Raw genomic sequence first — 16,967 nt, forward strand, 5'->3', positions numbered from 1 at the left:
CGCCGTCTACCTCGCCGCCGTGGGAGCGGCAGCGGCAGTGGCGGGAGCATCCCAGCCACCGCCCAAGGCCAGGAACAGATGGATCTGGTCGCGTGACACCTGCGCCTGCGCATCGGCCAGGGTGGCATCGGCGGTGGCCAGGCTGCGCTCGGCATCCAGGCTGGACAGGTACGGCGTGCGGCCGCCCTGGTACAGCCGGCGGTTCTGTTCGGCCGCCAGCGTGGCCTGCTGCTGGGCCACCTGCAGCGACTGCAGGCGGCGCAGGTCCTGTGCATAGCGGTCCAGCGCGGTCTGGGTCTCGCGCAGCGCCTGCAGCACGGTCTGGTCGAATTCGGCCAGCGCCGCATCGGCACCGGCTTCGGTGGCGCGGATGCGCGAGCGCGTGCCGGAAGAAGGCAGCGTCCAGGAAATCAGCGGGCCGAACGACCACTGCTGGGTCAACGGCTCACCGAAGTCGGCCAGCAGCCCGGCGGCCCCGACCGAGGCCCCCAGCCGGATATCCGGATACAGTTCGGCGGTGGCCACGCCGATGCGCGCGGTGGCCGCAGCCAGCCGGCGTTCGGCCTGGCGCACGTCCGGTCGACGCGCCAGCAGTGCGCGGCCATCCCCGATCGGCAGCGGCTGCTGCAGCGCCGGGGCGTGGCTGCAGTCCACCACGCCCGCCGGCAGCTGGCCGGGGGTCTGCCCCAGCAGCGCGGCCAGCGAATAGGCAGCGGCCTGGCGCTTGGCCTGCAGCGGGGGCAGCGCCGCTTCCAGCATCGCCACCTGGGCATTGGCGCGTGCCAGTTCCGGCGCGGTGCCGCGACCGGCAGCGATCAACCGCTGGGTGACCTGGCGGCCACGCTGCTGCAGCTGCAGCGAATGGGTGGCAACGTGCAGTTCGTGATTGGCGTGGCAGATTTCCAGGTAGTTGTCGGCCACCTCGGCGACCACGCTGATGCGCGCGATATCGCGCGCTGCGGCCACCGACTGCTCATCGGCATGCGCCGCTTCCGCCCCGCGCTTGAGCTTGCCGAACAGGTCGAACTGGTAACTCACCGCGAATTTGCCGTCGGCCAGGTTGATCGGCGGCAGTTCGTGTTCCAGCAGGAACGATTCGGCCGAAAGCTGCGCGCGGCTGACCCCGGCCTCGGCTTCGTAATCGAAGCCACCGGCATCCAGGGCCTGTTCGTACAGGGCGGCGGCGCGGCGCAGGTGGGCATCGGCCGCTTTCAGTTCCAGGTTGTCGCGCAGCGCCTGGTCGATCAGGCCATCGAGCACCGGATCCTGGTACAGCGACCACCAGCGGACGGGCAGTTCGGCACTGGCCGCGACCTGCGCGTTGCCGGTGTCGATGAAGGCGCTGTTGGCGGCCGGACGCTTGAACGCGGAATCTTCCGGCAGCGCGTAATCCGGGCCGACGGTGCGGCAGGCGACCAGGCCGGCCAGGGTGATCATCAGTGCCAGCTTCGGCAGCCGTTGCACGGGCGCGCGCCGGTTCACAGGCCCGCCCGTACCGGCGCGACACCGGTCTTGTTCGCGGCCGTCCCGTGCAGGTCCACGGTCACCGTGGCGGTGCGGCCGGAGATCAGCCGTACCCCGGCGGGTACCTCGTCGATGCGGATGCGCACCGGGATCCGCTGCGCCAGCCGGACCCAGTCGAAGGCCGGGGTGACGTTGGGCAGCAGGCTGCTGCCATCGGTGCGGTAGCGGTCTTCGATGCCGGCGGCGATGCTTTCCACGTGGCCGTGCAGCGCCACGTCCTCGCCCATCAGGCGGATATCCACCGGCTGGCCGGGGGCCACGCCGCGCAGGCGGGTCTCCTCGAAGTAGCCGTCCACGCGGAACGAGGTGGTATCCAGCAGGGCCAGTACCGGCTTGCCGGCGGTCACGTAGTCGCCCACGCGCACGGTGCGGTCGTTGATCTGGCCATCGGCCGGGGCACGCACTTCGGTGCGCGCCAGGTTCAGTTCGGCCAGGTCGACCGCCGCCTGCGCGGTGGCCTGTGCGGCCTGCGCGGCCTGCAGTTTTGCCCGCCGCACTTCGGCATCCTCGCCGGCCACCAGGTCCTGCAGGCTGCGGTCACGGGCGATCTCGCGGCGCAGCTGGGCCACGGAGGCCTGCCGTTCGGCCAGTGAGGCGCGTGCCAGTTCGAGCGCGATCCGGTAGCGCGCGCGGTCGACCACGAACAGCAGCGCGCCCTTTTTGACCGCCTGGTTGTCGCCCACGTCCACCGCTTCGACCAGCCCGGAAACATCGGGCGCGACCTGCACCACGTCGGCGCCGATGTGCGCGTCGCGGGTCCAGGGTTCGTCCATGTAATGGACCCACAGCTGGCGCAGCACCAGCAGGGCCACGATCACCGCCAGCACGGTCAGCACCGGTGGCACGGCTTTGTTGATGATCTTTTTCACGATTGCATCCAACGCAGGAGGTGGAACAACCCACCCAGCACGATGCCGTACAGGGCCAGGTTGAAGAGGGCGGGGTGCCAGACCAGCCGGTAGGCGCCACTGCGTTGCAGCAGCACGCGCAGGCCGCTGTTGAGCACGTAGGCGAGCAGCATCAGCCCGAGCAGGGTCGGGACGAAGACTCCATGGAGACTGAATTCACCGGGCATCGGCAGGGATCGGGCTCAAGACGGGGGAGGGAACGGCAACAGCAACGGGCGAACGCCACCGACGTCTGCACGCCAGCGGCATCCCCCGGGAACAACGCTTACGTAATGCGATCGACCGCGGCGGACAGCAGCTGCCACACCTTCAGCACCGCGCGCAGCTCGTCCATGGACAGCTCGCCGAACACGTCCTGGCGCAGCCCGATCAGCTTGTGTTCCAGCTCGCTGACCAGTGCCTGGCCTTCGTCGGTCAGCCACAGCAGGTTGGCGCGGCGGTCGCTGGCATCGCATTCGCGGCGCACCAGCCCACTGGCAGACAGCTTGTCCAGCAGGCGCACCAGCGACGGGCCTTCCAGCCCCAGCTGCTGGGCCAGGGTGACCTGGCGGATGCCGCCGCCGGAGCGGCCGATCATCAGCAGCGGCATGGTGCAGGCAGTGGAAATGCCATGGCTGCCCAATGCGGTGTCGGCCAGGCGCTGCCATTGCCGGCCTGACTGGAGCAGGCCGGAGCTGAGCTGCATCTGCAGCCGGGTACGTTCGTCGAGTGAGGTGTTCATGGCAGATCGATAGGATACTACTAATTTCATTCCTATCAATAGCGCCGCCTGTGTCTTGCCTGAACCTGTGCCACTGCGGACGGCCTGCGAGTGCCGCGGCAGGACGGCTCCCCCTCGGGTCGGCTACCATGCTCGACCCCTCCGGGATGCAGTTCGCAATGAGCAACGACAACAATTCCAAGACGCCGCAGGGCGATGTTTCCCAGACGCAGGCCGAAGAGGCCGTGCGCACCCTGCTGCGCTGGGCCGGTGAAGACCCGACCCGCGAAGGCCTGCTGGATACCCCGCGCCGGGTCGCCGAGGCCTATGGCGACTGGTTCAGCGGCTACCGCGACGACCCGCGGGCCTACATGGAGCGCACCTTCGAAGAGGTTGCCGGCTACGACGAGCTGATCGTGCTGCGCGACATCGAATACGAAAGCCACTGCGAACATCACATGGCGCCGATCATCGGCCGCGTGCACGTCGGCTATCTGCCGGCCGGCAAGGTAGTGGGCATCAGCAAGCTGGCCCGGGTGGTGGAAGCCTATGCGCGCCGCTTCCAGGTGCAGGAAAAGATGACCGCGCAGATCGCCCAGTGCATCCAGGACGTGCTGCAGCCGATCGGCGTGGGCGTGGTGGTCGAAGGTGCCCACGAATGCATGACCACCCGCGGCATCCACAAGCGCGGCGTCAGCATGGTCACCTCCAAGATGCTGGGCAGCTTCCGCGAAGACGCCCGCACCCGCGCCGAATTCCTGCGTTTCATCGAAGTCGGCGGCAAGCGCTGATCACGCTGCCTGTCCGGTGCCGGCCCGCGTGGCCGGTGCCGTTCCAGCCGCGCGCCCGACCGCCGCTGCACGCCTATCCGGATTCCCTCGCTGCATGAAGCATCGCGAACGCATCGCCCGTTACCGCCACCTGCGCGAACAACCGCAATGGAAGCTGCTCGCCGCCGACCATGCGCCGGAGATCATCGGCCTGTTGCAGGGCCTGCTGATGGACGGCGAACGCACGCTGGCCGCGCCGGTGCTGCACGAGCGCCTGCAGCGCGCGCTGGACCAGCTCAACGGCGAAGAACTGTCGCGTGAACTGCCGCGCACCGCGCAGGCCTACGTGGCCCACTGGCTGGCCCAGGGCTGGCTGGAACGCCGCCTGCCCGAAGGCGCCGACCAGGAACAGTACGAACTGTCCACCCAGGCGCTGCAGGCGATCCGCTTTGCCGACAGCCTGGAACAAAGCCGGGTTGCCGCCACCGAAAGCCGCCTGGCACTGGTGATCAACCAGCTGTCGCAGCTGGCCGCGCAGACCGAAGCCGATCCGGATGCGCGGCTGTCCGCACTACGCGACGAGCGCGACCGCATCGATGCGGAAATCGCCCGCGTCGGCGAAGGCCGCGTCGCCGCGCTGGATGGCAAGCGCGCGCTGGAACGCGCCCGCCAGATCATCGGACTGGCCGACGAACTGACCGAAGACTTCCGCCGCGTGCGCGATGACTTCGAACGCCTGAACCGCGAGTTCCGCGAACGCATCATCGACGACGAAGGCGAGCGCGGCGACGTGCTGTCCAAGCTGTTCGAAGGCGTGGACGTGATCGGCGAGAGCGACGCCGGCCGCAGTTTCCAGGCCTTCTGGCGCCTGCTCAACGATGCCGAACAGAGTGCGCAGCTGGATGCCGCGCTGGAATCGGTGCTGGCGCGTGGGTTCGCGCGGCGCCTGGACCGCAACGAGCGCGCGTTCCTGCGCGGCTTCACCGGCACCATGCTGGAGCGCGGCGGCCAGGTCCACGATGTGCTGCAGCACTTTGCCCGCAGCCTGCGTGGTTTCGTGCAGAGCCGCGGCTACCTGGAACAACGCCGGCTCAACCAGCTGCTGAAACAGGCGCAGGCCGAGGCACTGGCCCTGCGCGATGATTTCCCCGCCCAGCGTTCGATCGGCCGAGACCTGCAGCTGACCACCAGCCGCCTGCGTTCGTGGTCGCAGTGGAAACTGCATGATCCACGCAGCGCGCAGGTCGATGGCAGCGTGCAGCGCAACGATGCCGCCGCGATCAGCCTGGAAAGCGTGGGCGACCTGGTGGCATCGTCCGAAATCGACTTCCGTACCCTGCGCCGCGACCTGCATGACCTGCTCGGCATGCAGCCGAAGCTGAGCATTTCCCAGGCCCTGTCGCAGCGCGAAGCGCCGCAGGGGCTGGGCAGCGTGATCGGCTACCTGTCGCTGGGCACACGCTTCGGCACCGTGGTGGAGGGCGAGCAGGAGCTGGCCCACTGGCGCGGTGGCGATGGCCAATGGCGGCGTGCCCGCATCCCGCTGGTTTGGTTCACCCAGGAGAAACGCCATGAGCTGGAATGAAGATCCGATCGAATCCTCCCGCCTGGGCGAGGGCGAGGATGCCTTCGACGCCGAGCCGGTGGTGGTCACCCCGTTGCCACGCCGCAACAATGACGTGCTGTACCTGGGCGATACCGGCCGGCTGCCGCAGGACGCGCGCCGCGCGCTGTGCCAGCTGCTGATCGGCCCGAGCATCGACCAGCAGCGCCACGCCAAGCTGTGGCCGGCGCTGTTGCGCAATGAAGCCGCCATCCGCACCTCCCTGTCAGACCTGTTCCTGGAACTGGTGCTGGACCGCGAGAGTGGCGTTGCCTTCACCCGCCAGGCCGATACCGAAGACCTGGATTCGCCGGTGCTGCTGCGCACCTCGCCGCTGACCTTCATCGACTCGGTGCTGCTGCTGTATCTGCGCCAGCAACTGGGCGAGGCCGATGCCCGCGGCAACCGCGCGGTGGTCGCCGATGCGGAGATGGCCGAGGCCCTGGCGGTATACGAAAAGAACCTGTCCACCGACCGCGCCGGCTTCAACCGCCGCGTGGCCAGTGCCGTGCAGAAGATGAAGGACAACCACATCCTGACCCGCCTGGCGGGCCAGGAAGACCGCCACGAAGTCTCTCCCGCATTGAAGCTGCTGTTCTCTGCAGAAGACGTCTCCGCGCTGTCGGCGGTGTACCGCCAGCTGCGCGAAACACCGGCTGCCGAAGCCTGATCCCAGCGAGCACGCCATGGCCATTTCCAAGCACACTCCCGCCCTGTTCACCGAAGGCCTGCCGGACCCGCGCACGCAGCAGTTCCGCATGCGCCGCCTGCAGGTACACAACTGGGGCACCTTCAACGGCCTGACCGAAGTGCCGATCGCCGAGCGCGGCTTCCTGTTCGTGGGCCGCTCCGGCTCGGGCAAGTCGACCCTGCTCGATGCAATGTCCGCGCTGCTGGTGCCGCCGGCCATCGTCGACTTCAACGCCGCCGCGCGCGAAGCCGAGCGCAGTGGCCGCGACCGCAACCTGGTGTCCTACGTGCGTGGCGCCTGGGCCGACCAGCAGGACCGCGGCACCGGCGAGATCGCCACCCAGTACCTGCGCAAGGGCGCCACCTGGACCGCGCTGGTGCTGGAATACCGCGCCGGCGATGGCCGCGTGGTCAGCCTGGTGCGGTTGTTCTGGATCGCCGGCAACGGCGCCACCGCTGGCGATGTGCGCAAGCACTACCTGGTGGCCGAGCGCCCGTTCGACATCGCCAAGGACCTCGGCGGCTTCGACCTGGACCTGCGCAAGCTGAAGCAGAAGCTGGCCGACGTGCACCACTTCGACAGCTTCGCCGGTTACGCCGAGCGCTTCCGTCACCTGCTCGGCATCGACAACGAGATGGCGCTGCGCCTGCTGCACAAGACCCAGTCGGCCAAGAACCTCGGCGACCTCAACGTCTTCCTGCGCGACTTCATGCTCGATACGCCGAAGACCTTTGACGCCGCCGAACGGCTGGTCAACGATTTCGCCGAACTGGATGGCGCGCACCAGGCCGTGGTCACCGCACGCCGCCAGGTGGAAACCCTGCTGCCGGCGCGCGAGCACTACGGCGAACTGAAGCAGATCAAGCGCCGCCGCAGTGACGATGAAGTGCTGAAGCTGGGCATCGACAGTTTCCGCGAGTCGCGCCGCCAGCAGTTGATCGATGCGCGCCTGCGTGAACTCGACACCCGCGACCGTGGCCTGCTGGGCGAGGAATCCCAGCGCCGCGCCGCGCTCGACAACCACACCGCCAAGCTGGGCGAGCTGGAGCTGCAGCGGCGCCAGCAGGGCGGTGAGCGGATCGAGGAACTGGAACGCGAACAGGGCCGCGCCGAAGCCGAGCGCGACCGTCGCCAGGCCAAGCAGGCCCAGGCCCGCGATGCCGCCGGACAGCTGCAACAGGCGCTGCCCGAGGACGCACATGGCTTCGCCGCACTGGTGGAACAGGCGTCGACCGAACTGCTGGACCGCAAGCGCGCCTCCTCGGCGCTGGATGATGCGATCAGCGAACGGCTGGGTGGCCGGCGCGATGACGAGCGCCGCTTCAGCGACGTGCGTGCCGAACTGGATGCCATGCAGCGCAACACCTCCAGCATTCCCGCGCCACTGCAGAAACTGCGTGCACGGCTGGTGGAGGAAACCGGCCTGCCCGAGGCGGCGCTGCCATTCGTCGGCGAGCTGATCCAGGTGCGCGAGGATGACCTGCCGTGGCAGGGTGCCATCGAGCGGGTGCTGTTCGGTTTCGCGCAGTCGCTGCTGGTCGACGACAAGCATTACAACGAGGTCGCCGACTGGGTGAACCGCACCCACCTCGGCATGCGTTTCACCTATTACCGCGTGCGTCGCAACGACGAGGCGTTCGCGCGTGACCCGTCGCCGCGTTCGCTGCTGCACAAGCTGGAACTGCGCGACCACGTGTTCGAAGGCTGGCTGCGGCGCGAGCTGGGCAAGCGCTTCGATTATGAGTGCGTGGACGCGCGCCAGCTGCGCAACGTCGACCGCGGCATCACCCGCGAAGGCCAGGTCAAGCATCCCGGCGACCGCTTCGAGAAGGATGACCGCAGCGCGGTGACCGACCGCCGCCGCTGGCTGTTGGGCTTCAACAACCGCGACAAGCTGGCCGTGTACGAAAAGGAAGCGCAGGAGCTGGCGAAGCGGATCGCCGGCTGCGACGAAGACGTCGCGAGGCTGCGTGCGCAGCGCGATCTCGATAATGAGCGCCGCCTGGCCTGCCACCAGTTGGCCGGCATCGGCTGGGACGAGATCGACGTCGCCACCCCGCAGCAGCGCCTGGTCGACATCGAAGCAACCCTGCGTGACCTGCGCGAAGGCAACGCGGACCTGGAAAAGCTGGCCCGGCAGATCGACGCGGCGCGTTCGGACATCGAACAGGCGCGACGCACCTACGAAGATACCCGGGTCGAGCGCGGCCAGCTGGTGAAGGAGCGCGACCGCCTGGACCGCGCCCGCCAGCAGAGCCGTGCACTGGTGCTGCCGACACTGGGCGCCACCCAGGAAGCGGGACTGCAGGAACGCCTGGAAGCGTTCGGTGCGCTCAGCCTGGAAACGCTGGAGGCGCACATGCGCCAGGTCAGCAACGCGCTGAACGAATCGCTGTCGTCCTCGCAACAGGACGTCAACCGGGTCGAGAACCAGCTGCTGGGCTGCTTCCGCCGCTTCGTGCAGGGCTGGCCGGAAGAATCCGGCGACTTCACCGTATCAGTGGCATCGGCCGATGATTTCCTGGCCCGCCTGGAGCGTCTGGAACGCGACGGCCTGCCACAGCACGAGGAACGTTTCTTCGACCTGCTGCAGAACCAGAGCAAGAACAACCTGCTGGCCCTGCAGCGGCACAGCGCCGAGGCGCGCAAGTCGATCGGCCAGCGCCTGGATGAGGTCAACGCCAGCCTGGAACAGGTGCCGTTCAACCGCGGCACCCTGCTGACCATCGAGCTCAGCGACCGCCGCCTGCCGGAAGTGCTGGAGTTCCACCAGCACCTGCGCGAGGTGCTGTCCCAGCAGCAGACCGAACAGCGCGAACTGGCCGAAGCCCAGTTCGCCGTGCTGCGCCAGCTGGTCACCCGGCTGGGTTCGTCCGAAGGCGAAGACAAGCGCTGGCGTGAGCTGGTGCTGGACGTGCGCATGCACGTGGAGTTCATCGGCGTGGAACTGGATGCCGCCACCCGCCAGCAGGTCGAGATCTACCGTAGTGGCGCCGGCAAGTCCGGTGGCCAGCGGCAGAAGCTCGCCACCACCTGTCTGGCGGCAGCGCTGCGTTACCAGCTCGGTGGCGCCGATGGCCAGCTGCCGAGCTACGCTGCGGTGGTGCTCGATGAGGCCTTCGACAAGGCCGACAACGAGTTCACCGCGTTGGCGATGAACATCTTCGACAACTTCGGTTTCCAGATGGTGGTCGCCACCCCGCTGAAATCGGTGATGACGCTGGAGCCGTTCATCGGCGGCGCCTGCTTCGTGGAGATCAGCGGCCGGCACGATTCCGGCGTCCTGCTGATTGAATACGATGAAGAAGGAAAGCGCCTGAAACTGCCCGAACGCAGCCGCCAGCAGGCCAACGAACCCGAGCCCGAACAAGCCGACGCGTGATGCTGCGGCAACGGTAGCGCCGAGCCATGCTCGGCGAGCGCAGCGGGGTGTCAGGCAAACGTATCCCACCCCATCCGCGCGATCAGCACCACCACCAGGCCCACGAACAGCTTGCGGATGAACGGCGTTCCCCCGCGCAAGGCCAGCCGCGTGCCCACCACCGAGCCCACGATGTTGGCCACCGCCATCGGTACGGCGAACAGCAGCAACACGTTGCCGGTGGGCACGAAGAACGAAAGCGCAGCGAAGTTGGTGGACAGGTTGACCACCTTCGACGCCGCCGAGGCGCGCAGGAAATCCAGCCCGAAGAAGCGTACGAACAGGAAGATCAGGAAGCTGCCGGTGCCCGGCCCGAAGAAGCCATCGTAGAAGCCGATCGCCGCACCGATCCCCAGCGCGATCACCAGCTCGCGGCGGCCCACCTCGCGCGGGCGGTGCAGCGCCCCGAAATCCTTCTTCCACAGCGTGTAGCCCAGCATCGCCACCAGCAGCACCAGCACCAGCGGGCGCACCGCATCCTTGGGCAGCAGGCTGACCGCCGTCGCGCCGAGGAACGAAAAGATGAAGGCCGTGGCCGCGGCGAACAGCACCGGTCGCCACGGGAAGCGCACGTTGCGCGCGTAGCGCCAGGCCGCCGCCCCGGTCCCGAAGGCCGAGCTGAACTTGTTGGTGCCGAACAGCAGGGCGGGGGAGTGCTGCGGCAGCACCGTGAACAGTCCCGGCAGCTGTACCAGCCCGCCGCCGCCGACCGCCGCATCGACCAGACCGGCAATGAAGGCGATGGCCACCAGCCACCAGAGTTCGGGGGGGATCATGTCCAGCACGGATCAGGCCTGCAGTAGGGGGCCGACAGGATACGCCCACCCCGCGGTGGCCCGCCGGTCCGTCGCGCACCGGCCGTGCAAAAATAGCGGCATGAGCCAGACTGCCCCCGATACCTGCCCCTGCGACCTCGGCAAGCCCTACGCCGACTGCTGCGGCCGTTGCCATGCAGGCGAGCCGGCGGCCGATGCCGCGACCCTGATGCGCTCGCGCTACAGCGCCTACGTGCTGCAGCGTGCCCACTACCTGCTCTCCAGCTGGCACCCCGATACCCGTCCGGCGGAGCTCTCCCTGGACGAGGCCCCCGGCCAGCGCACCCGGTGGCTGGGCCTGACCGTGCATGAGCACCAGCAGGACGGCGACCGCGCGCAGGTGCGCTTCACCGCGCGCTACCGCATCGGCGGCGGCAGTGCGGTCAAGATGACCGAGCACAGCCGCTTCCAGCGCATCGACGGGTACTGGTTCTACCTGGACGCGCTGTAGCAGCCCGGCCGCAGCCGTCGATGACGTGGTCCTCACCGCGGCTGACCCAAGCTTCCTGTCGTGAACAGCCTGCTCGCCACCGCCCCCGTGAACCCTTCCCGCCATGCCGCCCTGGCCGACTTCTACGTCCACGTGCGCCAACGCAGCGTAGCGCTTGCTGCCCCGCTCAGTGCCGAAGACGCGATGGTGCAGAGCATGGCCGACGCCAGCCCCACCAAGTGGCACCTTGCCCACACCACGTGGTTCTTCGAACGCTTCGTGCTGGGCACGCAGCGGGGCTACCAGCCGCTGCAGCCCGACTGGCATTTCCTGTTCAACAGCTACTACGAAACCATCGGCCCGGCACACGCGCGGCCGCAGCGTGGCCTGCTGTCCCGGCCCAGCCTGGAGCAGGTGCGCGATTACCGCGAACGTATCGATGGCCAGGTGCTGCGCCTGTTGCACGACGGTGTACTGGCCGATGACACGCTGGACCATCTTCAGCTCGGCCTGCACCACGAACAACAGCATCAGGAACTGCTGCTGACCGATATCAAGCACGCGCTGTGGAGCAATCCGCTGCAGCCGGCCTACCGCGATGACCTGGCCACCGTGGCCGGCGCCGCCACGCCGCTGCAGTGGATCGACAGCCCGGAGCGCATCGCGTGGATCGGCGCCCATGCCTGGCCCGCCGATGCCGATTTCGCCTACGACAACGAATCCCCGCGCCACCGCGTGCTGGTGCCTGCCCATGCGCTGGCCAACAGGCCGGCCAGCAACGCCGAGTTCGCCGCGTTCATCGCTGATGGCGGCTACCAGCAGGTGCAGCTGTGGATGAGCGAGGGCTGGTCGTTGAACCAGGCCCAGCAGTGGCGTCATCCGCTGTACTGGGATGACGCGCTGGAGCGCGAATACACCCTCGGCGGCTGGCGTGCGCTGGATCCGCACGCGCCGGTCTGCCATATCAGCTATTACGAAGCCGATGCCTACGCCCGCTGGGCCGGCGCGCGCCTGCCCACCGAGTTCGAGTGGGAAGCGTCTGCCAGCCAGCACGCCCCTGACGGCCATTTCGTCGACGACGATCGCCTGCATCCGTCCGCGCCACGCGGAGCGGATGGCCTGCAGCAGCTGCACGGCGATGTCTGGGAATGGACCAGCAGCGCCTACGGCCCCTATCCCGGTTTCGCCACCTTCCCGGGCAGCCTCGGCGAATACAACGGCAAGTTCATGTGTGGCCAGTGGATCCTGCGTGGCGGCAGCTGCGCCACGCCACGCGGCCACGTCCGCGCCAGCTACCGCAATTTCTTCGACCCCTCCGCACGCTGGCAGTTTTCCGGCGTGCGCTTGGCAAAGGCCCTTCAATGAGCAACGTCGCATGAGTACCGTACACGCCGCGCGCCAGGCCCTGACCGACCTGACCCCCAGCCGCGAGCGGGTGCTGTCCGACGCCATCGCAGGCCTGTCAGCGCAGCCACCGCGGCTGCCGTCGAAATACTTCTACGATGCAGCGGGTTCGGCCCTGTTCGAACAGATCACCCGCACGCCGGAGTACTACCCGACCCGGACCGAGCTGGCGTTGCTGGAACAGTCGCTGCCGTGTATCGCGCAGAAGGTCGGTCCGCGCGTGCACGTGGTGGAGCTGGGCAGTGGCAGCGGCCGCAAGACCACGCTGCTGCTGGAGGCGCTTGACGGACCGGTGGCCTACACCCCGATCGAGATCTCGCGCGCCGCCCTGCTGTCGAGCATCGACCACCTGGCACCGGCCCATCCGGACATCGAGATGCTGCCGGTCTGTGCCGATTTCACCCAGCCGGTAGACCTGCCCGAGCCCGAAGAAGAAGCCGCGCGGCGCCTGCTGTTCTTCCCCGGCTCGACCCTGGGCAACTTCGAGCACGATGAGGCGGTGGTCCTGCTGCGCGCCATGCGCCAGACCATGGGCGAAGACGGACTGGCGCTGATCGGCGTGGACCTGCACAAGGACACCGCTACGCTGGAAGCGGCCTACAACGATGCGGCCGGAGTCACTGCCGCCTTCACCCTCAACCTGCTCAAGCGCCTCAACCAGCAGGTCGGCAGCGATTTCGACCTGCAGGCCTTCCACCACCGTGCACGCTACAGCGTGCCGCGGCTGCGCATTGAAACCCAGCTGGTCAGTGACCGCGACCAGGAGGTGACCCTTGATGGCCACCGGTTCCGGTTTGCCGCAGGCGACGCCATCCAGGTGGAATACAGCCACAAGTACACCGATGAAAGCCTGCAGCAGCTGCTCGATGCGGCCGGGCTTGAGGTGATTGGACGCTGGGACACCGTCGCGCCACAACCGGCCTTCGGCCTGCGCCTGCTGCGTCGCCGCTGATTCTTCAGTGCCGTTATGATGCAGGGGCCATGGCGGCACGGAGGATGACCATGACCACCCGCTCGCTGATCCTGCTCGCCACGTTGCTGGCCAGCCCGCTGGCGACCGCGCAGCAGCCCGATCCCGCATTTGCTTCCTGCCTGTCGACCCTGCAGGCCAGCGCGGCAGGGCAGGGCATCCCGGCCGAGCGCTTCAGCGCGCTGATGGCCGGCGTGCAGCCGGATCCTTCCGTGCTGGAGCTGCTGGATGCCCAGCCCGAGTTCACCACGCCGATCTGGGATTACCTGGCTGCGCTGGTCGACGAACAGCGGGTGGACGACGGCCGCGCCATGCTGGCCCAGCACCGCGCACTGCTGCAGCAGGTATCCGCCGAGTACGGCGTGGACCCGGCCACCATCGTGGCGGTGTGGGGCGTGGAAAGTGATTACGGCCGCGTGTTCGGCAAGCGCCCGTTGCTGCAGTCGTTGTCCACGCTGTCCTGCGCGGGCCGGCGCCAGTCGTTCTTCCGCGGGGAACTGCTGTCACTGCTCAAGCTGATCGACCGGGGTGACCTGCGCGGCGAGGGCCTGGTGGGCTCCTGGGCCGGTGCCTTCGGGCATACCCAGTTCATGCCGAGTACCTATGCGCGTATCGCGGTGGACGGTGATGGCGATGGCCGCCGCGACCTGGTGGGCAGCATCCCCGACGCGCTGGCCTCCACTGCGAATTATCTCAAGCGTGCCGGCTGGCGCAGCGGGGAGGCGTGGGGCATGGAAGTCCGCGTACCCGCTGGCTTCAGCGTCGCGCAGGCCGGGCGCACCCAGCGCCGGCCGTTACCGGCGTGGAAAGCGCTGGGCGTGACCACCCTGCAGGGCGAGGCCATCACAGCCGCCGGGCTGCCCGCTGACGCCCGCGCGGCGCTGCTGCTGCCGGCCGGAAACACCGGACCGGCGCTGCTGGTGTTCCGCAACTACGACGCGATCTACAGCTACAACGCGGCAGAGAGCTACGCGCTGGCCATCGCCACGCTGGCTGACCGGCTGCGTGGCGGGGCCGGCCTGGCAACCGCCTGGCCCACCGATGATCCGGGCCTGGGACGCCGCGAACGCCGCCAGCTGCAGGCGCTGCTGGCCGCGCGCGGGCACGACATCGGCCAGGTCGACGGCATGATCGGCACTGCCAGCCGCCGCGCCATCCAGGCCGAGCAGCAACGCCTGGGATGGACGCCGCTGGATGGACGCGCCGGCCGCCGCATCCTGCAGGCATTGCAGGCCGAGCCAGCCACTGTCGCCGCGCCGGCCGCCAGCCGCTTCATCCTTCCTTCCAACTACAACACGCTGGTGCAGTCGCCAGCGGTGCGGAGTGCATCCAAGGTGCAACAGATCCAAGGCGTGACCAGTGGCCAGTTCCAGGGGCTCGATGCGTGGCTCATCCAGACCCCGCAGGGCAGCGCGGCGATCAGTGTGTTCGGCGGCCAGCTGCTGTCCTTCGTGCCCAGCGGCGGTCAGGACGTGATGTGGCTGTCGCCCCGTCGCGCTGGACTGCCGACGCCGATCCGCGGCGGCAGCCCGGTGTGCTGGCCGTACTTCGGTCGGCAGGGACAGTCCAATGAGGTGCCCGCACATGGCTTCGTGCGTACCCTGCCGTGGGAGTTGAAGCTGGCGCGCGCGCTGGCCGACGGCAGCATCGAGCTCACCCTGGCACCACCGGTGCTGGACAACCTGTCACTGCGCCTGCAGATGGTGGTGACCATCGGGGCGACCCTGACCCAGCGGCTGATCACCGACAACACCGGCACCGCGCCGGCGACGATCAGCCAGGCGCTGCACAATTACTTCCGCGTCGGTGACGCCGGGCGCGTGGACGTGGAGGGCGTAGACGGCCTGGACTACCTGGACAAGTACGAGAACTACGCCCAGGCGCGCCGCCAGCAGGGGCCGTGGAACCTGCGCGATCCGCGCGATCCCGGCCGCAGTGACCGCATCTATACGCAGGCCGGGGGCCGCTACGTACTGCACGATCCGGTGTTGAAGCGACGCATCACCCTGCAAACGCAGGGCAGCCGTTCGCTGGTGGCCTGGAACCCGGGGGCAGAGGCGGCCGCCAGGATGGCCGACGTCGGTGATGGCTGGCGCGACTACGTCTGCCTGGAAGCGGCCAACGCGGGCCCGGACGTGGTGACGATCCCGGCCGGCGGCCGCCACGTGCTGCAGCAGACCCTGTCGGTGCAGCCGCTGTAACAGGCCTGCATGGTCGATTCGCGCAACGCCGTCGCGCCTCGGCGCAAGCTGGCCTACGCCAGGACCCGCGGGCGCAGCACCAGCAAGGTCACCGCGCCGGCCACCAGTCCCCAGAATGCCGAGCCGATCCCCCACAGGGACATACCGGACGCGGTAGCCAGGAAGGTCACCAACGCGGCCTCACGGTCGCGCTCCACTGCCAGTGCGGTTGCCAGGCTGTTGCCGATGGTGCCCAACAACGCAATGCCGGCCACGCAGGCAATCAGTTCCTTCGGGAAGGCAGCGAACAGCGCAGCCACCGTGGCCCCGAACACACCAACGACGATATAGAAGGCACCCGCCGCCATGGCAGCGGTGTAGCGTCGGGCCGGATCCTGGTGTGCCTCGCGGCCCATGCAGATCGCCGCCGTGATCGCGGCCAGGTTCAATGCGAAAGCACCGAACGGCGCCAGCACCGCGTTGACCACGCCGATCCAGCCGATCAGTGGCGACACCGGTGCCTGGTAACCCGAAGCGCGGATCACCGCGACCCCGGGAATGTTCTGCGAGGCCATGGTCACCACGAACAGGGGCAGCGCAACGCTGGCCACCGCCGCCCAGCTGAGCCGTGGCGTGGTCCACACCGGCAGCGCGAGCTGCAGTTCAATGCCCTGCAGGTGCAGCTGTCCGGTGCTGAGCGCCACCGCGATGCCCACCATGAGGGTGGCAATCACCGCATAGCGGGGCAGCAGGCGCCGCGCCAGCAGCCAGCTGCCGAACATCGCCAGCGCCATCAGCAGCTGTGTCTGCATGGAGACGAAGACCTCCAGCCCGAAGCGCAGCAGCACGCCCGCCAGCATGCCGGCGGCCAATGCCATCGGCACGCGCTCCATCAGTCTGGCGAACACCCCCGAGAACCCCAGCACCGCGCCGAGCACGGCAGCCAGCAGGAAGGCGCCGATCGCCTCAGGCAAGCTGACGCCGCCGGCACCCACCACCAGCATCGCTGCGCCCGGGGTGGACCATGCGCTGACGACCGGGATCCGGTAACGCAGCGACAGGCCGATGCAGGTCACCCCCATGCCCAGCCCCAACGCCCACATCCAGGACGCGATCTCCTGCTGGTCCGCCCCCACGGCCTGGGCGGCCTGGAACACGATCACCGCCGAACTGGCGAACCCCACCAGTACGGTAATGAAGCCGGCGACCACGGCGGGCAAGGAGAGGTCGCGCCACCATGCGCGCGTGGGGACTGCATCCATTGTCGTGTTGATCCGGAGGGGTAGCGTGCATTGATACCTGCTGCGCTGCCGTGCGCGCAACGCGTGCAGGAGCACGTGCAGCACATGCGCTGTCATCAAATTGAAAAAAGGTGTTGACGAATCCTGCAGGATCTCTACAATTCGCTCCCTCGCTGCAACGCAACGATTTCTTCGGAAACCAGAGCGGAAACAGCACGCCACCACCGCCGAACGATTCAATCGAACGAAGGTGTTGACGGACTGAAAAAGTCCGGCATAATAGGCGGCTCGCAACGACGAAACGCCTTCG

General features: G+C 68.2%; 14 protein-coding genes. 8 read left to right on the forward strand and 6 right to left on the reverse strand.

Annotation, left to right across the window (positions count from 1 at the left end):
- Positions 1-6: 6 nt before the first annotated feature.
- From ACI2JH_RS19150 to ACI2JH_RS19165, 4 genes are all read right to left on the reverse strand, one after another.
- Positions 7-1,437 (reverse strand): efflux transporter outer membrane subunit, encoded by a 1,431-nt coding sequence (locus ACI2JH_RS19150; RefSeq protein WP_404736971.1) that lies wholly within the window; start codon positions 1,435-1,437, stop codon positions 7-9.
- 41 nt (positions 1,438-1,478) lie between these two features.
- Complete coding sequence (locus ACI2JH_RS19155; RefSeq protein WP_182656615.1) at positions 1,479-2,393, reverse strand: efflux RND transporter periplasmic adaptor subunit; 915 nt, start codon at positions 2,391-2,393, stop codon at positions 1,479-1,481.
- Positions 2,390-2,599 carry a DUF1656 domain-containing protein gene (locus ACI2JH_RS19160; RefSeq protein WP_042612171.1) on the reverse strand — a complete coding sequence of 70 codons (210 nt, stop codon included), beginning with the start codon at positions 2,597-2,599 and terminating at the stop codon, positions 2,390-2,392. Before ACI2JH_RS19160 ends, ACI2JH_RS19155 begins: the two co-directional genes overlap by 4 nt.
- A 98-nt stretch (positions 2,600-2,697) precedes the next feature.
- On the reverse strand, positions 2,698-3,153 hold the full coding sequence (locus tag ACI2JH_RS19165; protein ID WP_101098627.1) for a MarR family winged helix-turn-helix transcriptional regulator: 456 nt from the start codon (positions 3,151-3,153) through the stop codon (positions 2,698-2,700).
- Positions 3,154-3,311: 158 nt separating this feature from the next.
- Here ACI2JH_RS19165 and folE point away from each other — a divergent pair, with 158 nt between their 5' ends.
- From folE to ACI2JH_RS19185, 4 genes are all read left to right on the forward strand, one after another.
- Positions 3,312-3,923, forward strand: coding sequence for a GTP cyclohydrolase I FolE (folE, locus tag ACI2JH_RS19170; RefSeq protein WP_101098626.1), 612 nt, complete (start codon positions 3,312-3,314; stop codon positions 3,921-3,923).
- Positions 3,924-4,017: 94 nt separating this feature from the next.
- Complete coding sequence (locus ACI2JH_RS19175) at positions 4,018-5,487, forward strand: DUF3375 domain-containing protein (RefSeq protein ID WP_404736966.1); 1,470 nt, start codon at positions 4,018-4,020, stop codon at positions 5,485-5,487.
- Positions 5,474-6,175, forward strand: a complete 702-nt coding sequence (locus tag ACI2JH_RS19180) for a DUF4194 domain-containing protein (protein WP_042612174.1) — start codon at positions 5,474-5,476, stop codon at positions 6,173-6,175. Before ACI2JH_RS19175 ends, ACI2JH_RS19180 begins: the two co-directional genes overlap by 14 nt.
- Positions 6,176-6,191: 16 nt before the next feature.
- The gene (locus ACI2JH_RS19185) at positions 6,192-9,578 is read left to right on the forward strand and encodes an ATP-binding protein (protein WP_404736967.1); all 3,387 of its coding nucleotides are present in this window, start codon (positions 6,192-6,194) and stop codon (positions 9,576-9,578) included.
- A 50-nt stretch (positions 9,579-9,628) separates the two neighbouring features.
- Here ACI2JH_RS19185 and ACI2JH_RS19190 read toward each other — a convergent pair whose 3' ends face one another.
- Positions 9,629-10,402: a sulfite exporter TauE/SafE family protein gene (locus ACI2JH_RS19190; protein ID WP_182656617.1), complete on the reverse strand. Its 774-nt coding sequence runs from the start codon at positions 10,400-10,402 to the stop codon at positions 9,629-9,631.
- A gap of 91 nt (positions 10,403-10,493) precedes the next feature.
- Between ACI2JH_RS19190 and ACI2JH_RS19195 the strand changes: the two genes are divergently transcribed.
- From ACI2JH_RS19195 to ACI2JH_RS19210, 4 genes are read left to right on the forward strand one after another with little or no spacing between them, the layout of a single operon-like run.
- Positions 10,494-10,883, forward strand: coding sequence for a YchJ family metal-binding protein (locus tag ACI2JH_RS19195; RefSeq protein ID WP_101098617.1), 390 nt, complete (start codon positions 10,494-10,496; stop codon positions 10,881-10,883).
- A 60-nt stretch (positions 10,884-10,943) separates the two neighbouring features.
- Positions 10,944-12,227, forward strand: a complete 1,284-nt coding sequence (gene egtB / locus ACI2JH_RS19200) for an ergothioneine biosynthesis protein EgtB (RefSeq protein ID WP_101098615.1) — start codon at positions 10,944-10,946, stop codon at positions 12,225-12,227.
- A 10-nt stretch (positions 12,228-12,237) separates the two neighbouring features.
- Positions 12,238-13,218, forward strand: a complete 981-nt coding sequence (gene egtD, locus ACI2JH_RS19205; RefSeq protein WP_404736968.1) for an L-histidine N(alpha)-methyltransferase — start codon at positions 12,238-12,240, stop codon at positions 13,216-13,218.
- 44 nt (positions 13,219-13,262) lie between these two features.
- A complete protein-coding gene (locus ACI2JH_RS19210; RefSeq protein ID WP_404736969.1) occupies positions 13,263-15,437 on the forward strand; it encodes a lytic murein transglycosylase in 2,175 nt (724 codons plus the stop codon).
- A gap of 53 nt (positions 15,438-15,490) precedes the next feature.
- Here the strand turns inward: ACI2JH_RS19210 and ACI2JH_RS19215 are convergent, their stop codons facing one another.
- Entirely contained in the window at positions 15,491-16,678 is a 1,188-nt protein-coding gene (locus ACI2JH_RS19215; RefSeq protein ID WP_404736970.1) for a benzoate/H(+) symporter BenE family transporter, read from the reverse strand.
- Positions 16,679-16,967: the final 289 nt, after the last annotated feature.

Source organism: Stenotrophomonas sp. NPDC078853, assembly GCF_044901215.1.
Taxonomy (GTDB): Bacteria; Pseudomonadota; Gammaproteobacteria; order Xanthomonadales; family Xanthomonadaceae; genus Stenotrophomonas; species Stenotrophomonas lacuserhaii.

What these genes read in the sequence shown, in the direction of transcription:
- ACI2JH_RS19150 (WP_404736971.1), bottom strand. Translation starts at nt 1,437, where the DNA reads ATGATCACCCTGGCCGGCCTGGTCGCCTGCCGCACCGTCGGCCCGGAT.
- ACI2JH_RS19160 (WP_042612171.1), bottom strand. Translation starts at nt 2,599, where the DNA reads ATGCCCGGTGAATTCAGTCTCCATGGAGTCTTCGTCCCGACCCTGCTC.
- ACI2JH_RS19165 (WP_101098627.1), bottom strand. Translation starts at nt 3,153, where the DNA reads ATGAACACCTCACTCGACGAACGTACCCGGCTGCAGATGCAGCTCAGC.
- folE (WP_101098626.1), top strand. Translation starts at nt 3,312, where the DNA reads ATGAGCAACGACAACAATTCCAAGACGCCGCAGGGCGATGTTTCCCAG.
- ACI2JH_RS19175 (WP_404736966.1), top strand. Translation starts at nt 4,018, where the DNA reads ATGAAGCATCGCGAACGCATCGCCCGTTACCGCCACCTGCGCGAACAA.
- ACI2JH_RS19180 (WP_042612174.1), top strand. Translation starts at nt 5,474, where the DNA reads ATGAGCTGGAATGAAGATCCGATCGAATCCTCCCGCCTGGGCGAGGGC.
- ACI2JH_RS19185 (WP_404736967.1), top strand. Translation starts at nt 6,192, where the DNA reads ATGGCCATTTCCAAGCACACTCCCGCCCTGTTCACCGAAGGCCTGCCG.
- ACI2JH_RS19195 (WP_101098617.1), top strand. Translation starts at nt 10,494, where the DNA reads ATGAGCCAGACTGCCCCCGATACCTGCCCCTGCGACCTCGGCAAGCCC.
- egtD (WP_404736968.1), top strand. Translation starts at nt 12,238, where the DNA reads ATGAGTACCGTACACGCCGCGCGCCAGGCCCTGACCGACCTGACCCCC.
- ACI2JH_RS19210 (WP_404736969.1), top strand. Translation starts at nt 13,263, where the DNA reads ATGACCATGACCACCCGCTCGCTGATCCTGCTCGCCACGTTGCTGGCC.
- ACI2JH_RS19215 (WP_404736970.1), bottom strand. Translation starts at nt 16,678, where the DNA reads ATGGATGCAGTCCCCACGCGCGCATGGTGGCGCGACCTCTCCTTGCCC.